9 protein-coding genes and 2 pseudogenes are annotated in these 16,253 nt (G+C 42.1%); 8 read left to right on the forward strand and 3 right to left on the reverse strand.

The window, feature by feature from the left end; all coding sequences use genetic code 11:
• Positions 1 to 25 precede the first annotated feature (25 nt).
• From RTX21_RS14605 to RTX21_RS14625, 5 genes and pseudogenes are all read left to right on the forward strand, one after another.
• A pseudogene (locus tag RTX21_RS14605) lies at positions 26 to 4,343 on the forward strand (CusA/CzcA family heavy metal efflux RND transporter).
• Between the two features lies 1 nt (position 4,344).
• Positions 4,345 to 5,652 carry an efflux RND transporter periplasmic adaptor subunit gene (locus tag RTX21_RS14610; RefSeq protein WP_066434357.1) on the forward strand — a complete coding sequence of 436 codons (1,308 nt, stop codon included), beginning with the start codon at positions 4,345 to 4,347 and terminating at the stop codon, positions 5,650 to 5,652.
• A 157-nt stretch (positions 5,653 to 5,809) separates the two neighbouring features.
• Positions 5,810 to 8,017, forward strand: coding sequence for a heavy metal translocating P-type ATPase (locus RTX21_RS14615; protein ID WP_066434355.1), 2,208 nt, complete (start codon positions 5,810 to 5,812; stop codon positions 8,015 to 8,017).
• A gap of 260 nt (positions 8,018 to 8,277) precedes the next feature.
• Positions 8,278 to 9,360, forward strand: a pseudogene (locus tag RTX21_RS14620) (Nramp family divalent metal transporter); the annotation flags it as partial.
• A 93-nt stretch (positions 9,361 to 9,453) separates the two neighbouring features.
• Complete coding sequence (locus RTX21_RS14625) at positions 9,454 to 9,987, forward strand: universal stress protein (protein WP_308196694.1); 534 nt, start codon at positions 9,454 to 9,456, stop codon at positions 9,985 to 9,987.
• 193 nt (positions 9,988 to 10,180) lie between these two features.
• Here the strand turns inward: RTX21_RS14625 and RTX21_RS14630 are convergent, their stop codons facing one another.
• The 3 genes from RTX21_RS14630 to hppD all read right to left on the reverse strand — a co-directional run bounded on the left by RTX21_RS14630 (position 10,181) and on the right by hppD (position 12,749).
• Positions 10,181 to 10,591, reverse strand: a complete 411-nt coding sequence (locus tag RTX21_RS14630) for an OsmC family peroxiredoxin (protein WP_066434354.1) — start codon at positions 10,589 to 10,591, stop codon at positions 10,181 to 10,183.
• A gap of 100 nt (positions 10,592 to 10,691) precedes the next feature.
• The gene (locus tag RTX21_RS14635; protein WP_066434353.1) at positions 10,692 to 11,525 is read right to left on the reverse strand and encodes an AraC family transcriptional regulator; all 834 of its coding nucleotides are present in this window, start codon (positions 11,523 to 11,525) and stop codon (positions 10,692 to 10,694) included.
• Positions 11,526 to 11,588: 63 nt separating this feature from the next.
• Positions 11,589 to 12,749 (reverse strand): 4-hydroxyphenylpyruvate dioxygenase, encoded by a 1,161-nt coding sequence (hppD, locus tag RTX21_RS14640; RefSeq protein WP_066434350.1) that lies wholly within the window; start codon positions 12,747 to 12,749, stop codon positions 11,589 to 11,591.
• Between the two features lie 370 nt (positions 12,750 to 13,119).
• Between hppD and RTX21_RS14645 the strand changes: the two genes are divergently transcribed.
• The 3 genes from RTX21_RS14645 to RTX21_RS14655 all read left to right on the forward strand — a co-directional run bounded on the left by RTX21_RS14645 (position 13,120) and on the right by RTX21_RS14655 (position 16,187).
• Complete coding sequence (locus RTX21_RS14645; protein WP_027384830.1) at positions 13,120 to 13,341, forward strand: heavy-metal-associated domain-containing protein; 222 nt, start codon at positions 13,120 to 13,122, stop codon at positions 13,339 to 13,341.
• A 35-nt stretch (positions 13,342 to 13,376) separates the two neighbouring features.
• A complete protein-coding gene (locus tag RTX21_RS14650; protein ID WP_082738211.1) occupies positions 13,377 to 13,820 on the forward strand; it encodes a DUF3347 domain-containing protein in 444 nt (147 codons plus the stop codon).
• Positions 13,821 to 13,886: 66 nt separating this feature from the next.
• On the forward strand, positions 13,887 to 16,187 hold the full coding sequence (locus RTX21_RS14655) for a multicopper oxidase family protein (RefSeq protein ID WP_066434340.1): 2,301 nt from the start codon (positions 13,887 to 13,889) through the stop codon (positions 16,185 to 16,187).
• Positions 16,188 to 16,253: the final 66 nt, after the last annotated feature.

Consider the following 16,253-nt stretch of genomic DNA (forward strand, 5'->3'; position numbering starts at 1 on the left):
CATTTCAGGCTTAATACAAATTCAAATGTTAGATAGTATAATTAAATTCAGCATCAAGAACAAAATCGTCATTGCTATAATGACATTGGTTCTTATCATTTGGGGCGTATGGAGTGCAACCAAATTGTCAATAGATGCCGTACCGGATATTACCAATAATCAGGTACAGATTATTACTGCCTGTCCTACACTGGCGGGGCAGGAAGTGGAACAGTTGGTTACGTTCCCCATTGAGCAGAGCATCGCCAACATTCCCGATTTAGTAGAAACAAGAAGTATATCCCGGTTCGGGCTTTCCGTCGTTACGGTAGTGTTCAAAGAAAATGTAGACATCTACTTTGCAAGGCAGTTGGTCAATGAAAAACTGAAAGAAGCCGAAGAAAAAATTCCGAAAGGTATCGGCACGCCTGAACTGGCTCCGGTAAGTACAGGGCTTGGAGAAGTCTATCAATACATCATCCACCCCAAAAAAGGCAGCGAGCATAAGTACAACGCCAAAGACCTGCGTACAATGCAAGATTGGATTGTTGCCCGCCAGTTGTACGGCACGCCAGGCATTGCCGAAGTAAACAGCTTTGGCGGAGAATTGAAACAATACGAGGTTGCGGTAAACCCCGACCGATTGAGAGCGATGACCGTAAGTATTCCCGACATATTCAACGCACTGGAACAAAACAATCAGAATACGGGCGGTGCATATATCGACAAGAAGCCTAACGCTTATTTTATCCGTGGTGTGGGCTTGGCTACTTCGTTGGAAAGATATTAGAAATATACCCGTAAAAATCACGGGGCATACACCCATTTTTATTAAAGACGTAGCCGATGTGCGTTACGGTAGTGCCGTGCGTTACGGCGCACTAACCTATAACGGAGAAGTAGATGCCGTGGGCGGTGTGGTAATGATGCTCAAAGGCGAGAACAGTAACGAGGTGGTAAAACGGATAAAAGAGAAATTACCCACCATTCAGAAATCATTACCGGAAGATGTAACCATCGAGCCGTATTTAGACCGTACCGAATTAGTAGGCAGGGCAATGGACACAGTGGAAAAGAACTTGATTGAGGGAGCTTTGATTGTGATTTTTGTGCTTGTGCTGTTTCTGGGCAACCTAAGAGCCGGGCTAATCGTAGCATCAGCCATTCCGTTAGCGATGCTGTTTGCATTGGGGATGATGAACGTGTTTGGCGTTAGTGCCAACCTTATGAGCCTGGGAGCGATTGACTTCGGTTTGATTGTGGACGGTGCCGTTATTGTCGTGGAAGCAACCCTACACCATTTGGGCTTGCGGAAATCCACCAATAAACTGACCCAAAGCGAAATGGACGAGGAAGTATTTTTGTCCGCTTCCAAAATCAGGACAAGTGCCGCATTTGGCGAAATCATTATCCTTATCGTATATATCCCAATCCTGACGTTGGTAGGCGTTGAGGGTAAAATGTTCACACCGATGGCGCAAACCGTAGGCTTTGCCATTTTCGGCGCATTGATATTGTCCTTGACCTATATCCCAATGATGTGTGCGTTGTTCCTGCCGAAAAAAGGGCACGACAAGCCGAATTTCAGCGACAAGTTTATGGATAAGCTGCAAGGCTTCTACCAACCTTTGTTGCAGAAAGCTATCAGGGTTAAATATTGGTTAGTGGGCGTTACCACTGCGGTATTTGTAGTTGCCGTTATTCTGTTCAGCAGAATGGGCGGCGAGTTCATCCCGCAGTTGCAGGAGGGAGATTTTGCCTTTCACTGTATTTTACCTCAGGGAAGTTCGCTCAATCAGAGTATAGAAACGTCGATGCAGGCATCCCGCATTCTTAAAGAATTTGACGAGGTTAAAATGGTAGTCGGCAAGACCGGAGCTGCCGAAGTGCCTACCGACCCGATGCCGCCTGAAGCTACGGATATGATGATTATCCTCAAACCGCAGGACGAATGGAAAAGCAAGAAAAGCTACAACGAGTTAGGGGATGAAATGATGGAAAGGCTGTCCGTTATTCCGGGCGTTTTCTTTGAGAAGAACCAACCGATACAGATGCGTTTCAACGAATTGATGACAGGTATTCGTCAGGACGTTGCCGTTAAGATATTCGGGGAGAATATGGACACGTTAAGCGTGTATGCCAATAAGGTTAGCGAAGTAGTACAGCAGGTAAAAGGAGCCACACCGCCACAGGTGGAAAAGGTAAACGGCTTGCCGCAGATTAACATCGACTACGACCGTACCCGGATGGCAAATTACGGGCTGACGATACAACAGGTAAACGATATTGTGAGTACCGCATTTGCAGGTAAAGCAGCCGGGGTTATTTATGAGAACGAAAGGCAGTTTGAGCTTGTGGTAAGGTTGGATAGCGTACACCGCAGCAGCATCGAAGATGTAAGGAACCTGATGATACCAACTAATACAGGCTTTCAGATACCCATATCGCAGGTTGCTGATGTCAATTACAAATTGGATGCCGCACAAATCAGCCGTGAAGCGGGAAAACGCCGCATTGTGATTGGCTTTAACGTAGCCGGACGTGATGTGCAAAGCGTTGTTACCGATATTCAGCAGCAGCTTTCCGAAAAAGTAAAATTGCCCACAGGGTATTACTTTACTTACGGCGGTCAGTTTGAGAACCTGAAAGAAGCCAGTAACCGCCTGATGATTGCCGTACCAGTATCGCTGTTATTGATATTCGCATTGCTTTATTTCACATTCCGTTCATTCAAGCAGGCAGGTTTGATATTTACTGCCATCCCGATGAGTGCCATCGGCGGTGTGTTTGCTTTGATGCTGCGGGGAATGCCTTTCAGTATTAGCGCAGGTATCGGCTTTATTGCCCTGTTCGGTGTTGCCGTATTGAACGGTATTGTATTGATAGGCACATTCAACCAACTGAAAAAAGACGGTTTGGATGATGTGATAAAACGGACAATCGAGGGAACAAAAATCCGGTTACGTCCGGTATTGATGACGGCAACGGTAGCATCACTGGGCTTCCTGCCGATGGCAATCAGCACCAGTGCCGGGGCAGAAGTACAAAAGCCATTGGCTACAGTAGTGATTGGCGGATTAATAACGGCTACATTTCTTACCCTGTTTGTATTGCCATTGCTCTACATCATATTCAATTCAAAATTTAATTTCAAAAACAGTAAAGGTGTGAAAACAACCGTAATCGCTCTTTTACTGGGTATCGGAGGTATGACCACTGCCAATGCCCAGGAAAGGGTAAGCATAGATACTGCTATTAATACCGCATTGCAAAGCAATGGGCAGGTCAACGTCAATAAGTCGGAGATTGATGCGGCTAAATACAATGTAAAGACCGCTAACGATATACCAATGACACAGGTATTTGTAGAAAATGAAGATTTAAGACCATCGGACAAAACGGGTATATGGAAAATCGGGCTTACGCAAAGTATTGCGTGGCCCGGCTTATATGCTGCCCGCAAGGACTATTTAAAAGCACAGCTAAAATATTCCGAATTGAATACAGAGGTTATGAATGCCAATATCCGAAAAGACGTTAGAACCGCTTATTACCAGTTGTGGTTTTTGCAGGATAAAAATCTGTTACTGAAAAGCCTTGACAGCATTTACACCAACCTCTTCAATACAACACAGGTTCGGGTTAGAACGGGCGACGTCGCAAAGCTCGACCAGATTGCGGCAGATGCCCAACTCAAACAGTTAAAAGCCTACGTGGAGCAGAACAATAAGGAAATTGTAATACAGCAACAGCAATTAATGGTATTGCTCAATCGTAACGAATGGATACTCCCAATAGATGAGCCGTTACAGAAATTGGAAACGAACTTGTATGATGAAAACAATGTACACCCGGTATTGCAGTTGCAGCAGCAAAATGTAAGCGTTGCGGCGGCAAATATCAAGATACAAAAGAAAAGCAATTTGCCCGAATTTTCAGCAAGGGTATTCAGCCAGAGATTGTACGGCGTTTCAGACCCGTTTACGGGCTTTTCGGTTTCGGTAGGCTTCCCGTTGTTTGGTGCAGGTGCGTATAAAAACAAAGTGAATGTAGCCAACAAGGAAAAGGAAGTACAGGAAAACCTATTGTCTTACCAAACGCAGGTAATGGCAACGGACAAGAAATCTGCCATCGCAGAAATGGAAAAGAATATGGCTTTGTTGAGCTTCTTTGAAACATCGGGACTGCAACAGGCAAAGGATATTACCGAAGCGGCGTCACAAAGCTACCGCTCGGGAGATATCAGCTTTGCAGAACTAAGCCAGTTCTTAACGCAGGCAATCAATATCCGCCAAAATTATCTGGACGTTCTGAACAGTTACAATCACTCAGCAATTCAATACAATTACCTTAATAACAAATAAGATGAACAATATATCGAAAATGTTTTTAGCAGCACTCTTTACAGTTTCCCTGACCGCCTGTGGAGATAGTCAAAAAAAGGAAAGCGAAGACGGTCATAACCACGAGCACAAAACGGAAGCAAAAGCCGATACAGGGCACGGACACGAGCACGGAGCCGAAGAGGGCGCTGCCACCGTTGCGGCACTTACGCCCCAACAGATTGAAGCTGTAGGTATCAAATACGGTGTGGTGGAAATGAAAGAACTAACCGCCACTATTAAAGCGAACGGTATTTTGAGTTTGCCCAACAGTAGCAAGGCAAATGCTACCTCTTTATACGGTGGCGTGATAAAATCTATTAATGTACAGATTGGCGACTATGTACGCAAAGGACAGGTTATTGCCACCATTGCCAACCCGCAGTTTATCCAGTTGCAGGAAGAATACCTGACCATCAACAGTAAAATAACTTTTGCCGAACAGGAAATGCAAAGACAAAAAGAACTGAACACCGGCAATGCCGGGGCATTGAAAAACCTGCAAAATGCCACCGCCGAACTCAATGCGTTAAGAACCCGCAAAGCCTCTTTGCATCAACAAATACAGCTAATGGGCATCAATCCAAATTCAGTCAGCAACAGTTCACTTAAATCCTCACTGATAGTTACAAGCCCCATTAGCGGAGCCATTAGCAATGTGTACGGCAAAATCGGCAGCTATGTAGATGTTTCTTCGCCTGTGGCTGAAATTGTAGATAACAGTTCCCTGCATTTGCATTTGAATGTATTTGAAAAAGATTTGCCCTTGCTGAAAACCGGGCAGACCATACATTTTACCCTGACCAATAATCCGGTAAACGAGCACGATGCCGTGATATACGGTATTGGTTCGGCGTTTGAAAACGACAGCAAAACCATTCCCATACACGCCCGTGTAAAAGGCAATGTAAAGGGACTGATTGACGGGATGAACATTACGGCGATTGTGAGCCTCAACAATGTGCTTTCCCCGTCAGTTCCAAATGATGCGGTGGTAGATGCGGACGGTAAGAAATACATCTTTGTCATTACCAACAAAAAGCCGCAGGCAGCCGGAGAAGAAGACGGACACGGGCACGACCACGGCGATGAAAAGACAGCGCATAAAGAGGAAGCGGCAGGCACGGTAAATTTTGAAAAAATTGAAGTGGTTACAGGTGTTACAGAAATGGGTTATACGAGCATTACTCCAGTAACGGAAATTCCCAAAGATGCAAGGATAGTTACCAAAGGTGCGTTTTTCATCAATGCGAAATTATCAGGTGGTGGCGGTCACGCTCACGCACACTAAAATAACAAATACCCTCTGATTGTTCCTAATAAGCAATCAGCCAGTAAATCAAATATAAGGGTTTTGCTAAAATGGTAGCTGTTTCGCTTTTGCAACCAGGTTCCCAAAATGGCAGAGTAATTTTGTTTTACAAATAGAAATAAAAAAAATTTTAGATATGTCAAAAATATGTTGTAGTACAGACGATAGTCTGAACCTGGTAAATAAAAAAGAGCATAAACATAAATATGATACACAGGGAAATCAACTATGCTGTTTGAAAACAGAAAAGATTTATAAAAATGCAGGTGCATCAGATTTGCTGAAAGATGCTAATCATTCCGATGACGGACACGGACACACTGGCGGCAAAAGTTGCAGTAAAGCCGATACTAAACATTGTGATGATGACCACAACCATATAGAAAAAAGCGGACGCAATCACGACCACCACGGACACAATCACGATCACCACGGGCACAGCCACGGTGATGACCACGACCACAGTCACGACATAGAGGGCAAAACGCCATTTCAGTTATTTATGCCTGCGGGTATATCTTTAGCTTTATTACTTGTTGCTATCGGTTTTGATAATTACTTTACTCAAAACTGGTTCACTGGTTGGGTTAGAATTGCCTGGTACGTTATCGCTTATTTACCTGTCGGATTGCCAGTAATCAAAGAAGCTATTGAAAGTATCCGATACAAAGACTTTTTTTCAGAATTTTTCTTGATGGCGATTGCGACAATCGGTGCATTTGCACTTGGCGAATATCCTGAAGCAGTAGCTGTAATGCTGTTCTACTCCGTAGGTGAAGTATTTCAGACTATTGCGGTATCAAGAGCAAAAGGTAATATTAAAGCCCTATTAGACCAACGCCCTGATGAGGTAACGGTTATCAGAGCAGGTAAGCCTATTGTTGTAAAAGCTGAAGATGCTTACATAGGCGATGTTATTCAGTTAAAGCCGGGCGAAAAATTGGGATTGGACGGCGAGTTGATTTCAGAAACCGCCTCTTTCAATACAGCAGCCCTTACAGGAGAAAGCAAACCTGATACAAAAAGTAAAGGCGAAGCTGTATTGGCAGGTATGATTAACCTCAACACTGTAAGCCAAATAAAGGTAACAACCGATTATTCGGATAGTAAGTTAAGCAGAATTTTGGAACTGGTTCAGGATGCCACATCGCAAAAAGCACCAACCGAGTTGTTTATCCGTAAATTTTCCAAAATTTATACGCCGATAGTCGTATATCTGTCTATTGCTATTACCTTACTTCCCGCACTTTTCGTAGATAATTATGTATTCAGTGAATGGTTGTATAGAGCATTGGTATTCCTGGTTATCTCTTGTCCTTGCGCTTTGGTAATCTCCATCCCTCTGGGTTATTTTGGTGGTATTGGGGCAGCAAGTCGAAACGGTATCCTGCTTAAAGGGTCTAATTTCCTTGATATTCTTGCCAAAGTAGAAAATGTAGTGATGGATAAAACGGGAACCCTCACCGAAGGTGTTTTCAAAGTCCAGGAAGTCTTTATCAAACCAGAATTCAATAAAGACGAAATACTCAACCTCGTCAACGTATTGGAAAGTCAAAGTACACACCCTGTTGCAACCGCAATCCACAATTATTGGGGAGAGGTAGATGCCGACGTAAATTTAGCAAATGTTGAAGAAATAGCAGGACACGGATTAAAAGCCACCGTTAACGGTAAAGAGCTTTTAGTAGGTAATTTCAAATTGCTCGATAAATTTAACATCAGCCACGATGCAGATACCGCAAACATAGTTTACACAGTAATAGCGATTGCTTATGATAGAAAGTTCGTAGGATATTTAACCATTTCGGACAGCATTAAAGTAGATGCAAAAGCAGCAATTGAAAATCTGCGTAAAATGGGTGTAAAAACCACAATGTTGAGTGGTGATAAAAATACCGTTGTTCAGTTTGTTTCGGGACAGTTGGGCATTGACAGTGCGTATGGGGATTTATTACCTGAAGACAAAGTAAATAAAGTAAAGGAAATCAAATCCCGTAATGGCAGCGTGGCGTTTGTAGGTGATGGTGTAAATGATGCTCCAGTAATTGCGTTGAGTGATGCAGGTATCGCAATGGGCGGTTTAGGAAGTGATGCTGCTATTGAAACAGCCGATGTTGTGATACAGGACGATATGCCATCCAAAATACCAATGGCTATTAATATCGGAAAACAGACTAAAAAAATCGTCTTTCAAAATATAGCATTGGCATTCGGAGTAAAAGCAATCGTGCTTATACTTGGTGCAGGAGGATTAGCAACAATGTGGGAAGCTGTATTTGCCGATGTAGGTGTAGCCTTATTAGCAATTCTTAATGCGGTGCGGATACAAAGAATGAAGTTTTAATTGTTAAGTTGGACTGCCGCAAGATTATTTTTGCGGCAGTTTTTTTATCGTAAGCAATTTTGGAAATGGGTAAACAACAATCACAGGCTTCACTAAGCGAAATACATAATTCAGTCGATACGACCACTCCTGGTAAATCCCGTTGGCGGAGAGTACTGGCTTTTTTCGGGCCAGCTTATCTTGTCAGTGTTGGGTATATGGACCCAGGCAACTGGGCAACTGGTTTGGCGGGTGGCAGCCAGTTCTGATATTCATTACTTTGGGTTTTGTTGATGAGTAGCATTATGGGTTTATTGCTCCAGAGCTTGTCAGCAAGGTTGGGCATCGTTCGTAATAGGGATTTGGCACAGGCAAACCGGGAAACATACCCGAAGAAAATAAACTTTATACTGTATCTACTTGCAGAAATAGCTATTGTGGCCACAGACCTTGCTGAAATATTGGGTATGGCGATAGGCTTGCAATTACTTACAGGAATGCCCTTGATTTGGGGTGTTGCAATTACTGCGTTAGATACATTCTTGTTGATGACCCTACAAAAATGGGGAATGAGAAAACTAGAAGCCTTTATTATTGGATTGATATTCGTTATCGGAATGTCATTCCTTGTGCAAATATGGGTAGCTAATCCCAATGTAGGAGAAATAGCGACAGGACTGATACCACACATTCAGAACGATACAGCATTGTATATCGCCATCGGCATTATCGGTGCGACGGTAATGCCACATAATCTATACCTCCATTCTGCATTGGTACAGACAAGAAAGTTTAACCGTGATGACGCCAGCATCAAAAAAGCAATCAAGCTAAATTTTTGGGACAGTGCTATTGCATTAAATATGGCATTGTTTGTAAATGCTGCTATATTAATTCTTGCCGCTACGGTTTTTTACAAAACCGGGCGTTCTGATGTGGCGGAGCTAAAGCAGGCTTACGAGCTATTACCTCAACATTTCGGAAGTAATTTTACAGCCAAACTCTTTGCCGTAGCATTGATAGCTGCCGGGCAAAGCAGTACCATTACAGGTACGCTTGCCGGCCAAATCGTAATGGAGGGTTATCTGCGGTTTAGAATAAACCCTTTATTAAGAAGGCTTATCACGAGGTTACTCGCCATAGTTCCGGCAGCTTTGGTAATCCTAATCAATGGCGAGGACAATGTAGATAGCCTGCTTATCTTCAGCCAGGTGGTATTGAGTATGCAACTGGGTTTTGCAGTTATTCCACTTATACATTTTGTAAGTGATAAAAGGACAATGGGCAAATTTGCCATCAAGCCCTTGATAAAAATAACGGCTTGGGTTATAACAATCCTACTGGTGTATCTAAATTCCAAACTATTAGCAGAGGAAGCATTTAGTTTTTTTGCTACTTCAGGTAACATAGCTTGTAAAAGTTTAATCATTTTGGGTGGGATAGGTTTTATCATTTTGATGGCATATACTACGTTGTACCCATTATTCAGTAGAAAAGCCTTTTGTGAAATAACACCGCACGACAAGCCGGAGCCTTTGCAGCTACAACCATTCGTGCCATACCGGAATATTGCGCTTACTGTGGATTTTAAGACCCTTGACCACAAGGTTATCAACCACGCCATTACGCAGGGCGGTAAAGACAGCAGGTACACGCTCATTCATATCGTGGAGAGTGTGGCATCCGCATCGCACTTTCACGACAGTACCGACGAGGAAACTGTAAAAGACAGGGAGTTTTTGGAGGAATACGCAAAGCAGTTACAGGACAACGGATATTTTGCTGATGCAAAACTAGGCTTTGGAAGGACTGCCAATGCCATTGCCGAAATCGTCAATCAGTCCGGTGCTGAACTGGTGGTAATGGGTGCACACGGGCATAAGGGATTGAAAGATTTGTTGTACGGCGCAACCATAAATCAGGTAAGGCATTTGGTAAATGTACCTGTGCTGGTTATCCCTAAAGAAAACACTGAAATAGTAAAAATTTAACCTTTAAAAATTGATAATATGAATAAACTGAATTGTTGGAAGTGCGTACTGCTATTGTCGTCGCTTCTTGGGTTGTTAATCCAAAGTTCTTAAAGTACTTTATGTAAATATTGCAAACTAAAAAGTCACGGGATATACCGTGACTTTAATTTGATTAAACTAATGAACTCAATCCCCCAAAATTGACCTGATTTTAATTTAAGGTGGCAGTTAATGAAATTTCTAAATTATATGCTTTTCCTACAGGACACATTGCTTTTGACTGTTCAGCGTATTTTAAAAAATCTTCATTGGTTAAACCAGGTATTTCTGCATCCAGTACCAAATCGGAATTAGTAATATCGAAGCTTGTTGCGGTTATAGTACAGGATGTTTCAATTTTCTCTGCCTCTATACCGTTGCTCGTGAGGATATAATTTAATGTCATTGTGTAACAAGCTGCGTGCGCTGCCGCCATTAATTCTTCCGGATTAGTAGCAGTAGTTTCTCCTTCTGCTTTATTGTGTTTAAAAACACTTCTACCAATAGTAGAATGCGATGCATCAAAATTTCCATTTCCGTTTTTAAAATTACCTTGCCATTTAGCTGTGATTTTTGCTTTCATTGTACTCTATTTTTAATTACATAACAAAATTACTGCTTCAGAGAAAGGCTATCAATACACATACTTCACACTTAATAGGACATTTTACCCATAAGTAGGGTTACATTGAATTTCGGAATGTAAGAGGTGAAGAGCCCGTTTGTGATTTGAAAAAGCGAAGAAAATAAGAATAGTCTTCGTACCCGAGATAAACAGCGATTTCTTTAATGCTTAACGTTGTATTGACAAGTAATCTTTTTGCCTGAAGGATAATTCGATTTTTGATAATTGTATTTGGAGCAATCTGTTTTTCTGTTACTATTTTTCGGTTGAGGTTTTTAGGTGTAAGATTGAGCATAGATGCATAATCTGCTACGGAGTGGATAGTTCGATAATTTTGCTCTACCAATTGGCTAAATTTTCTCGCCAGCTCTTTATCGAATGATACGGGGTGATAAATATCGTAGTCCTTTTTTGCAAGAGTTCGGGTAGCAAAAATAACAACCTGCTTGATATAGGTCTTAATCATTTCTTCCGCCCAAAAATCTTTTACCGCAATTTCCTCTTTAATAGAAATAAGTATTTTTTGAAAAATGTCTCTTTGATGTGCGGTGAGCGCTATAAAAGGAAGTTCAAAAACGTTGTCGAAAAGAAGTCCGTCACAAGCAAGCTCTTTATCGTGAAAAGCGATACAATAGAAATTCGGGTTAAAATAAACAATGCTTCCTTCCGAATTTTTAGATATTTTGAATTGTTGCCCTATACTAAAGAAAAGCAATGTACTTTCTTCAAAATCATAGTCAACAAAATCAACATTAACACGTCCTTCTTTTAAGAAAACAATTTTATAATTCTCGTCAAACCAAACTGTGTTGCTTACAATCCCATCTGGCATTCCAAAAAAATCGAAATAACCTATCATTTTATCCTGATTGTTCTCGGTCGCTATATCCATTCTCCTTTTTATATAAACAACAAAGCCCTGAAATAAATCAGGACTTTGCTAAAGTTACAAAAATTATAATGTTCCTCTGCGTTCTTGCTCTCTTTCGATAGATTGGAACAATGCCTTAAAGTTTCCTGCGCCGAAACCTCTTGCACCCATTCTTTGAATAACCTCAAAGAAAAATGTAGGACGGTCTTCAACTGGTTTGGTAAAGATTTGTAACAAATAGCCCTCTTCGTCCGCATCAATCAGAATACCCAACTCCTGCAATTCCTTGATATCTTCTTTAAAGCGGTGCATATGCGCTTTTAAGCGTTCAGGAATGGCATCATAATACGCTTGTGGCGGTCTTGACAGAAATTCAACCCCTCTTGATTTCAGGTCGTTTACGGTCTTTACAATATCATCCGTAGTTACGGCAATATGCTGAACGCCCTCGCCCTCGTAAAATTCAAGGTACTCTTCAATCTGTGATTTCTTTTTGCCCTCTGCGGGTTCGTTTATCGGGAATTTAATTCTGCCGTTACCGTTTGCCATTACTTTAGACATCAGGGCAGAATATTCGGTAGAAACCTGCTTATCATCGAATGACAGGAAGTTCTCAAATCCCATTACATCCTCAAACCATTTTACCCAGGTGTCCATTTGGTTCCAGTCCACATTGCCCACCATATGGTCAATATATTTTAGTCCCGCAGGCGCAGGGTTATATTCGGTTTCCCATTGCTCATAGCCCGGCATAAATATACCGTTGTAGTTTTTGCGTTCGGTAAACATAAAAATCGTTTCGCCATACGCATAAATGCCCGATTGTACCACTTCGCCGTTTTCATCGGTAGTTACAGTTGGTTCCATATAGGCTTTAGCACCTCTTTTCGTGGTTTCTTCAAAGGCTTTGCGGGCATCTTCTACCCAAAGACCCACTACTTTGATGCCGTCGCCGTGCTTCTTTACGTGTCCGTTAATTTCGGAATTAGAGCGCATCCCGGTCGTTAATACCAGTCTCACTTTGTCCTGCTTTACCACGTAAGAAGCCCTGTCCTGTAAGCCTGTTTCCAGTCCGGCATACGCCAACGACTGAAACCCGAAAGCTGATTTGTAATAGTGAGCAGCCTGTTTCGCATTGCCTACATAAAATTCCACGTAGTCTGTTCCTAAAATCGGTAAAAAATCTTGTGCGCCCTCGAATATCTTATCCAAGCCATATTCGACGTTCTTTAAATCGTTTGTCATTATATATGATTTTTAAAAATTATGTTATGTGTGATTTTGCAATAAAGATTGTTGCACAAAGAAGATTTGTGCAATCGTGTTGGGGTTGGGAACCCGAAGCTACAACATAGCCCGATGCAAAACGGAGAGAAAGGTTTTGATAGCCATTTTATAAAACAGTTAGCGTTATACTTCGATAAAAGTATTCCGCTTATTCTGAACGAGCACTATAATCAGTAAAAGTCATAAAACAAAGCCGGAATATTACAAGCGGAACCGTTTTTGAAATGCAATCAGTAAATATCATAAATCAAACAAGGAATTTCACAAACAGCTTAGCGCATTATCTACCGATTTTTGTATCAGCAAAAACAAATAAAAGTTCAAGACAATGGAAAGCAAAAATCTTCAATTCAAGACAAACCTTAATTGCAGCAACTGTGTATCAAAAGTGCAGGCAGATTTAGATAACGCAGGCGGTATCTGCGAATGGAACGTTGATACGACCAACGCCGATAAAATCCTGACTGTAAAAGCAGAGGGCATTACCGAAGACGAGGTTGTCGCCATCATCAAGAAAAAAGGGTTTAAAGCTGAACCCATTTCAGAATAATCAGCCATTCACTCATTATTAAAAAGGATAAAAAAATGAAAAAGTTAATAGTAGCAATGACCGTAATGTTGTTTGGATTTTCTGCCTTTGCGCAAAATACAGGCAACCTGCTGAACAACTACATCAGCGTAAAAAATGCTTTGGTAAGCAGCGATAGTAAAGCGGCAAGCACCGCCATTAGCGCACTGAACGAAGCCGTTAAGAGCGAGGGCGATTTTGCACAGAAAGCAGAATTGCAGAAAGCCACCGACAAATTAAGTAAGGCAGGTAACAACCTTGAAAAGCAAAGAGCCGCTTTCAACGAAGTATCAACCGTACTGTGGAAAGTGGTAAAATCATCAGACAAAGTAAACCAACCCGTTTACTACCAATATTGCCCGATGAAAAAAGCATATTGGTTAAGCAAAGAAAAGGAGATTAAAAATCCTTACTACGGTTCTTCTATGCTTACTTGTGGTAAAGTTACCGAAACTAAATAATAACCCACAAAGGCATTGCTCAATGGGCAATGCCTTTTAATCTTTATAACCAATGCGATTTTTAAAATGGATAATCAAAAATTTCTTTACAAAAAGCTGTTGCCGCTAACCCTGTTGGCAATCTTTATATCACAAGTCAGCATTGCACAAAAGGTAGTTCATTACGACCTGTATGTAAAAGATACGCTTGTAAATTATGCGGGCAAGGAAAAGAGGGCAATTGCTGTAAACGGGCAAATCCCGATGCCCACGCTTGAATTTACAGAGGGCGACACGGCAGAAATCGTAGTGCATAACCAGTTAAAAGAAAGTACATCCCTGCACTGGCACGGCTTGTTCCTGCCGAATAAGGAAGACGGCGTACCTTTCTTAACGCAAATGCCGATTGAGCCGGGCGCAACTTATACTTACCGATTTCCGATTATTCAGAACGGAACGCATTGGTATCACTCACATTCGGGATTGCAGGAACAGATTGGAATGTACGGCAGCTTTATAATGCGCAAAAGGGCTGATGATAAAACATTTAGGAAAGGAATTGACGATTTACCGGAAATTCCCATAATGCTAAGCGAATGGACGAACCTGAAGCCCGAAAATGTACACCGTATGCTGCACGCAGCAAGCGACTGGTTTGCGATAAGGAAAGGCGCAACACAAAGCTACGCCGAAGCCATTAGAAGCGGAAAATTCAAAACCAAGCTGAACAACGAATGGAAGCGTATGTTGGCAATGGACGTGAGCGATGTGTATTACGACCGTGTAATGATGAACGGTAATCATCATACCGATTTAAAAAGCATTGACGGCAAGCCCTTAAAAGCAGGCGATAAAGTACGTTTACGCATTTCCAATGGGGGTGCATCGTCTTACTTTTGGCTGCGCTATGCAGGCGGTAAAATTACCGTAGTGGCGAGTGATGGCAACGATGTGGAGCCTGTGGAAGTGGACAGGCTGATTATTGCTGTATCGGAAACTTACGATGTGGTTGTTACCATTCCCGAGGACGGCAAAGCCTTTGAATTTATGGCAACCACCGAAGACCGTACCCAATCCACAAGCTATTTTATTGGCAACGGTACAAAACAATTGGTCGGGGAAATGCCACGCCTGAAATATTTTGAGGGTATGCAAATGATGAACGATATGATGAAGATGAACGGCGACCTGGAAGATATGGGAATGAATATGAGCCTGAACCAAATGGATATGAACGTAGTGATGTACCCGGAGATTACAGGCGAGGAAAAGAGCAAAAAAAACAAGGGTACAGCACCGTCTATGGAGCATCACGGCGACCATAAGATGAATAGCGACGAAGACCCCAACCGTTATAATGCTAATGCGTTGAGCGACATTAAAACGCTCAATTACGCAATGTTGAAATCGCCGCATAATACCACGCTTCCGGCTGATGCCCCGGTTAAGGAACTGAAATTTACCTTAACGGGAAATATGAACCGTTACGTTTGGAGTATGGATAACAAGGTTTTGGCAGAAACAGATAAGATACCTGTTAAAAAAGGCGAAGTATTGAGGATTACGATTTATAATAACTCAATGATGCGCCACCCGATACACCTGCACGGTTTTGATTTCAGGGTGCTGAATGAGCACGGCGAAAATGCACCGATGAAAAACATCATCGACATTATGCCGATGGAAACCGATACGATAGAGTTCCTTGCGAATACCGAGGGTGATTGGTTTTTCCATTGTCATATCCTGTATCATATGATGGCAGGTATGAATAGGGTTTTCGCTGTGGATGATTACAAAAATCCGTATTTACCCAATAAGGAAAAAGCATATAAAATGTTGCAGCGTGAAAGCAATATGCCACATTTGATGGCTCAAAGTGATTTTGCGACCAATGGTATTGACGGAGAAGCAATGTTGATGAACGCCCGTTACAGTTTGGGTACGGAATGGCGTTTAGGCTATAATGATATGCACGGCTATGAAGTGGAAACGCATTTGGGACGTTACATTGGTAAAATGCAATGGCTGATGCCTTTTGTCGGTTTCGATTGGCGATACCGCAGAATGGGAATGGACGAGCACGAGAAAAACCTCTTCGGACAGGTTAATAAAAAAGACAACCGAGCTGCTGTGAGCTTAGGGGTAATGTACACCTTGCCGATGTTGGTCAACGTACAGGCAGAAGTTTACCACGACGGTATTTTCAGGGTATCATTGATGCGGGAGGATATACCTATCTCCAGACGGTTAAGAGCCGGGTTTATGGTCAATACCGATTTGGAATATATGGCAGACCTGCGGTACATTTTGACGAGGCATATCGGTATCAGGGCGCACTATGATAGTGATATGGGCTTTGGTGCAGGACTTTCGCTCAATTACTAAAGGATTTCATTCATAAAATAGACAAAGGTTGTAGCGGTTATGCTATAACCTTTTTGCATTTACAAT

Source organism: Epilithonimonas sp. (genome assembly GCF_032054305.1).
Classification (GTDB): Bacteria; Bacteroidota; Bacteroidia; order Flavobacteriales; family Weeksellaceae; genus Epilithonimonas.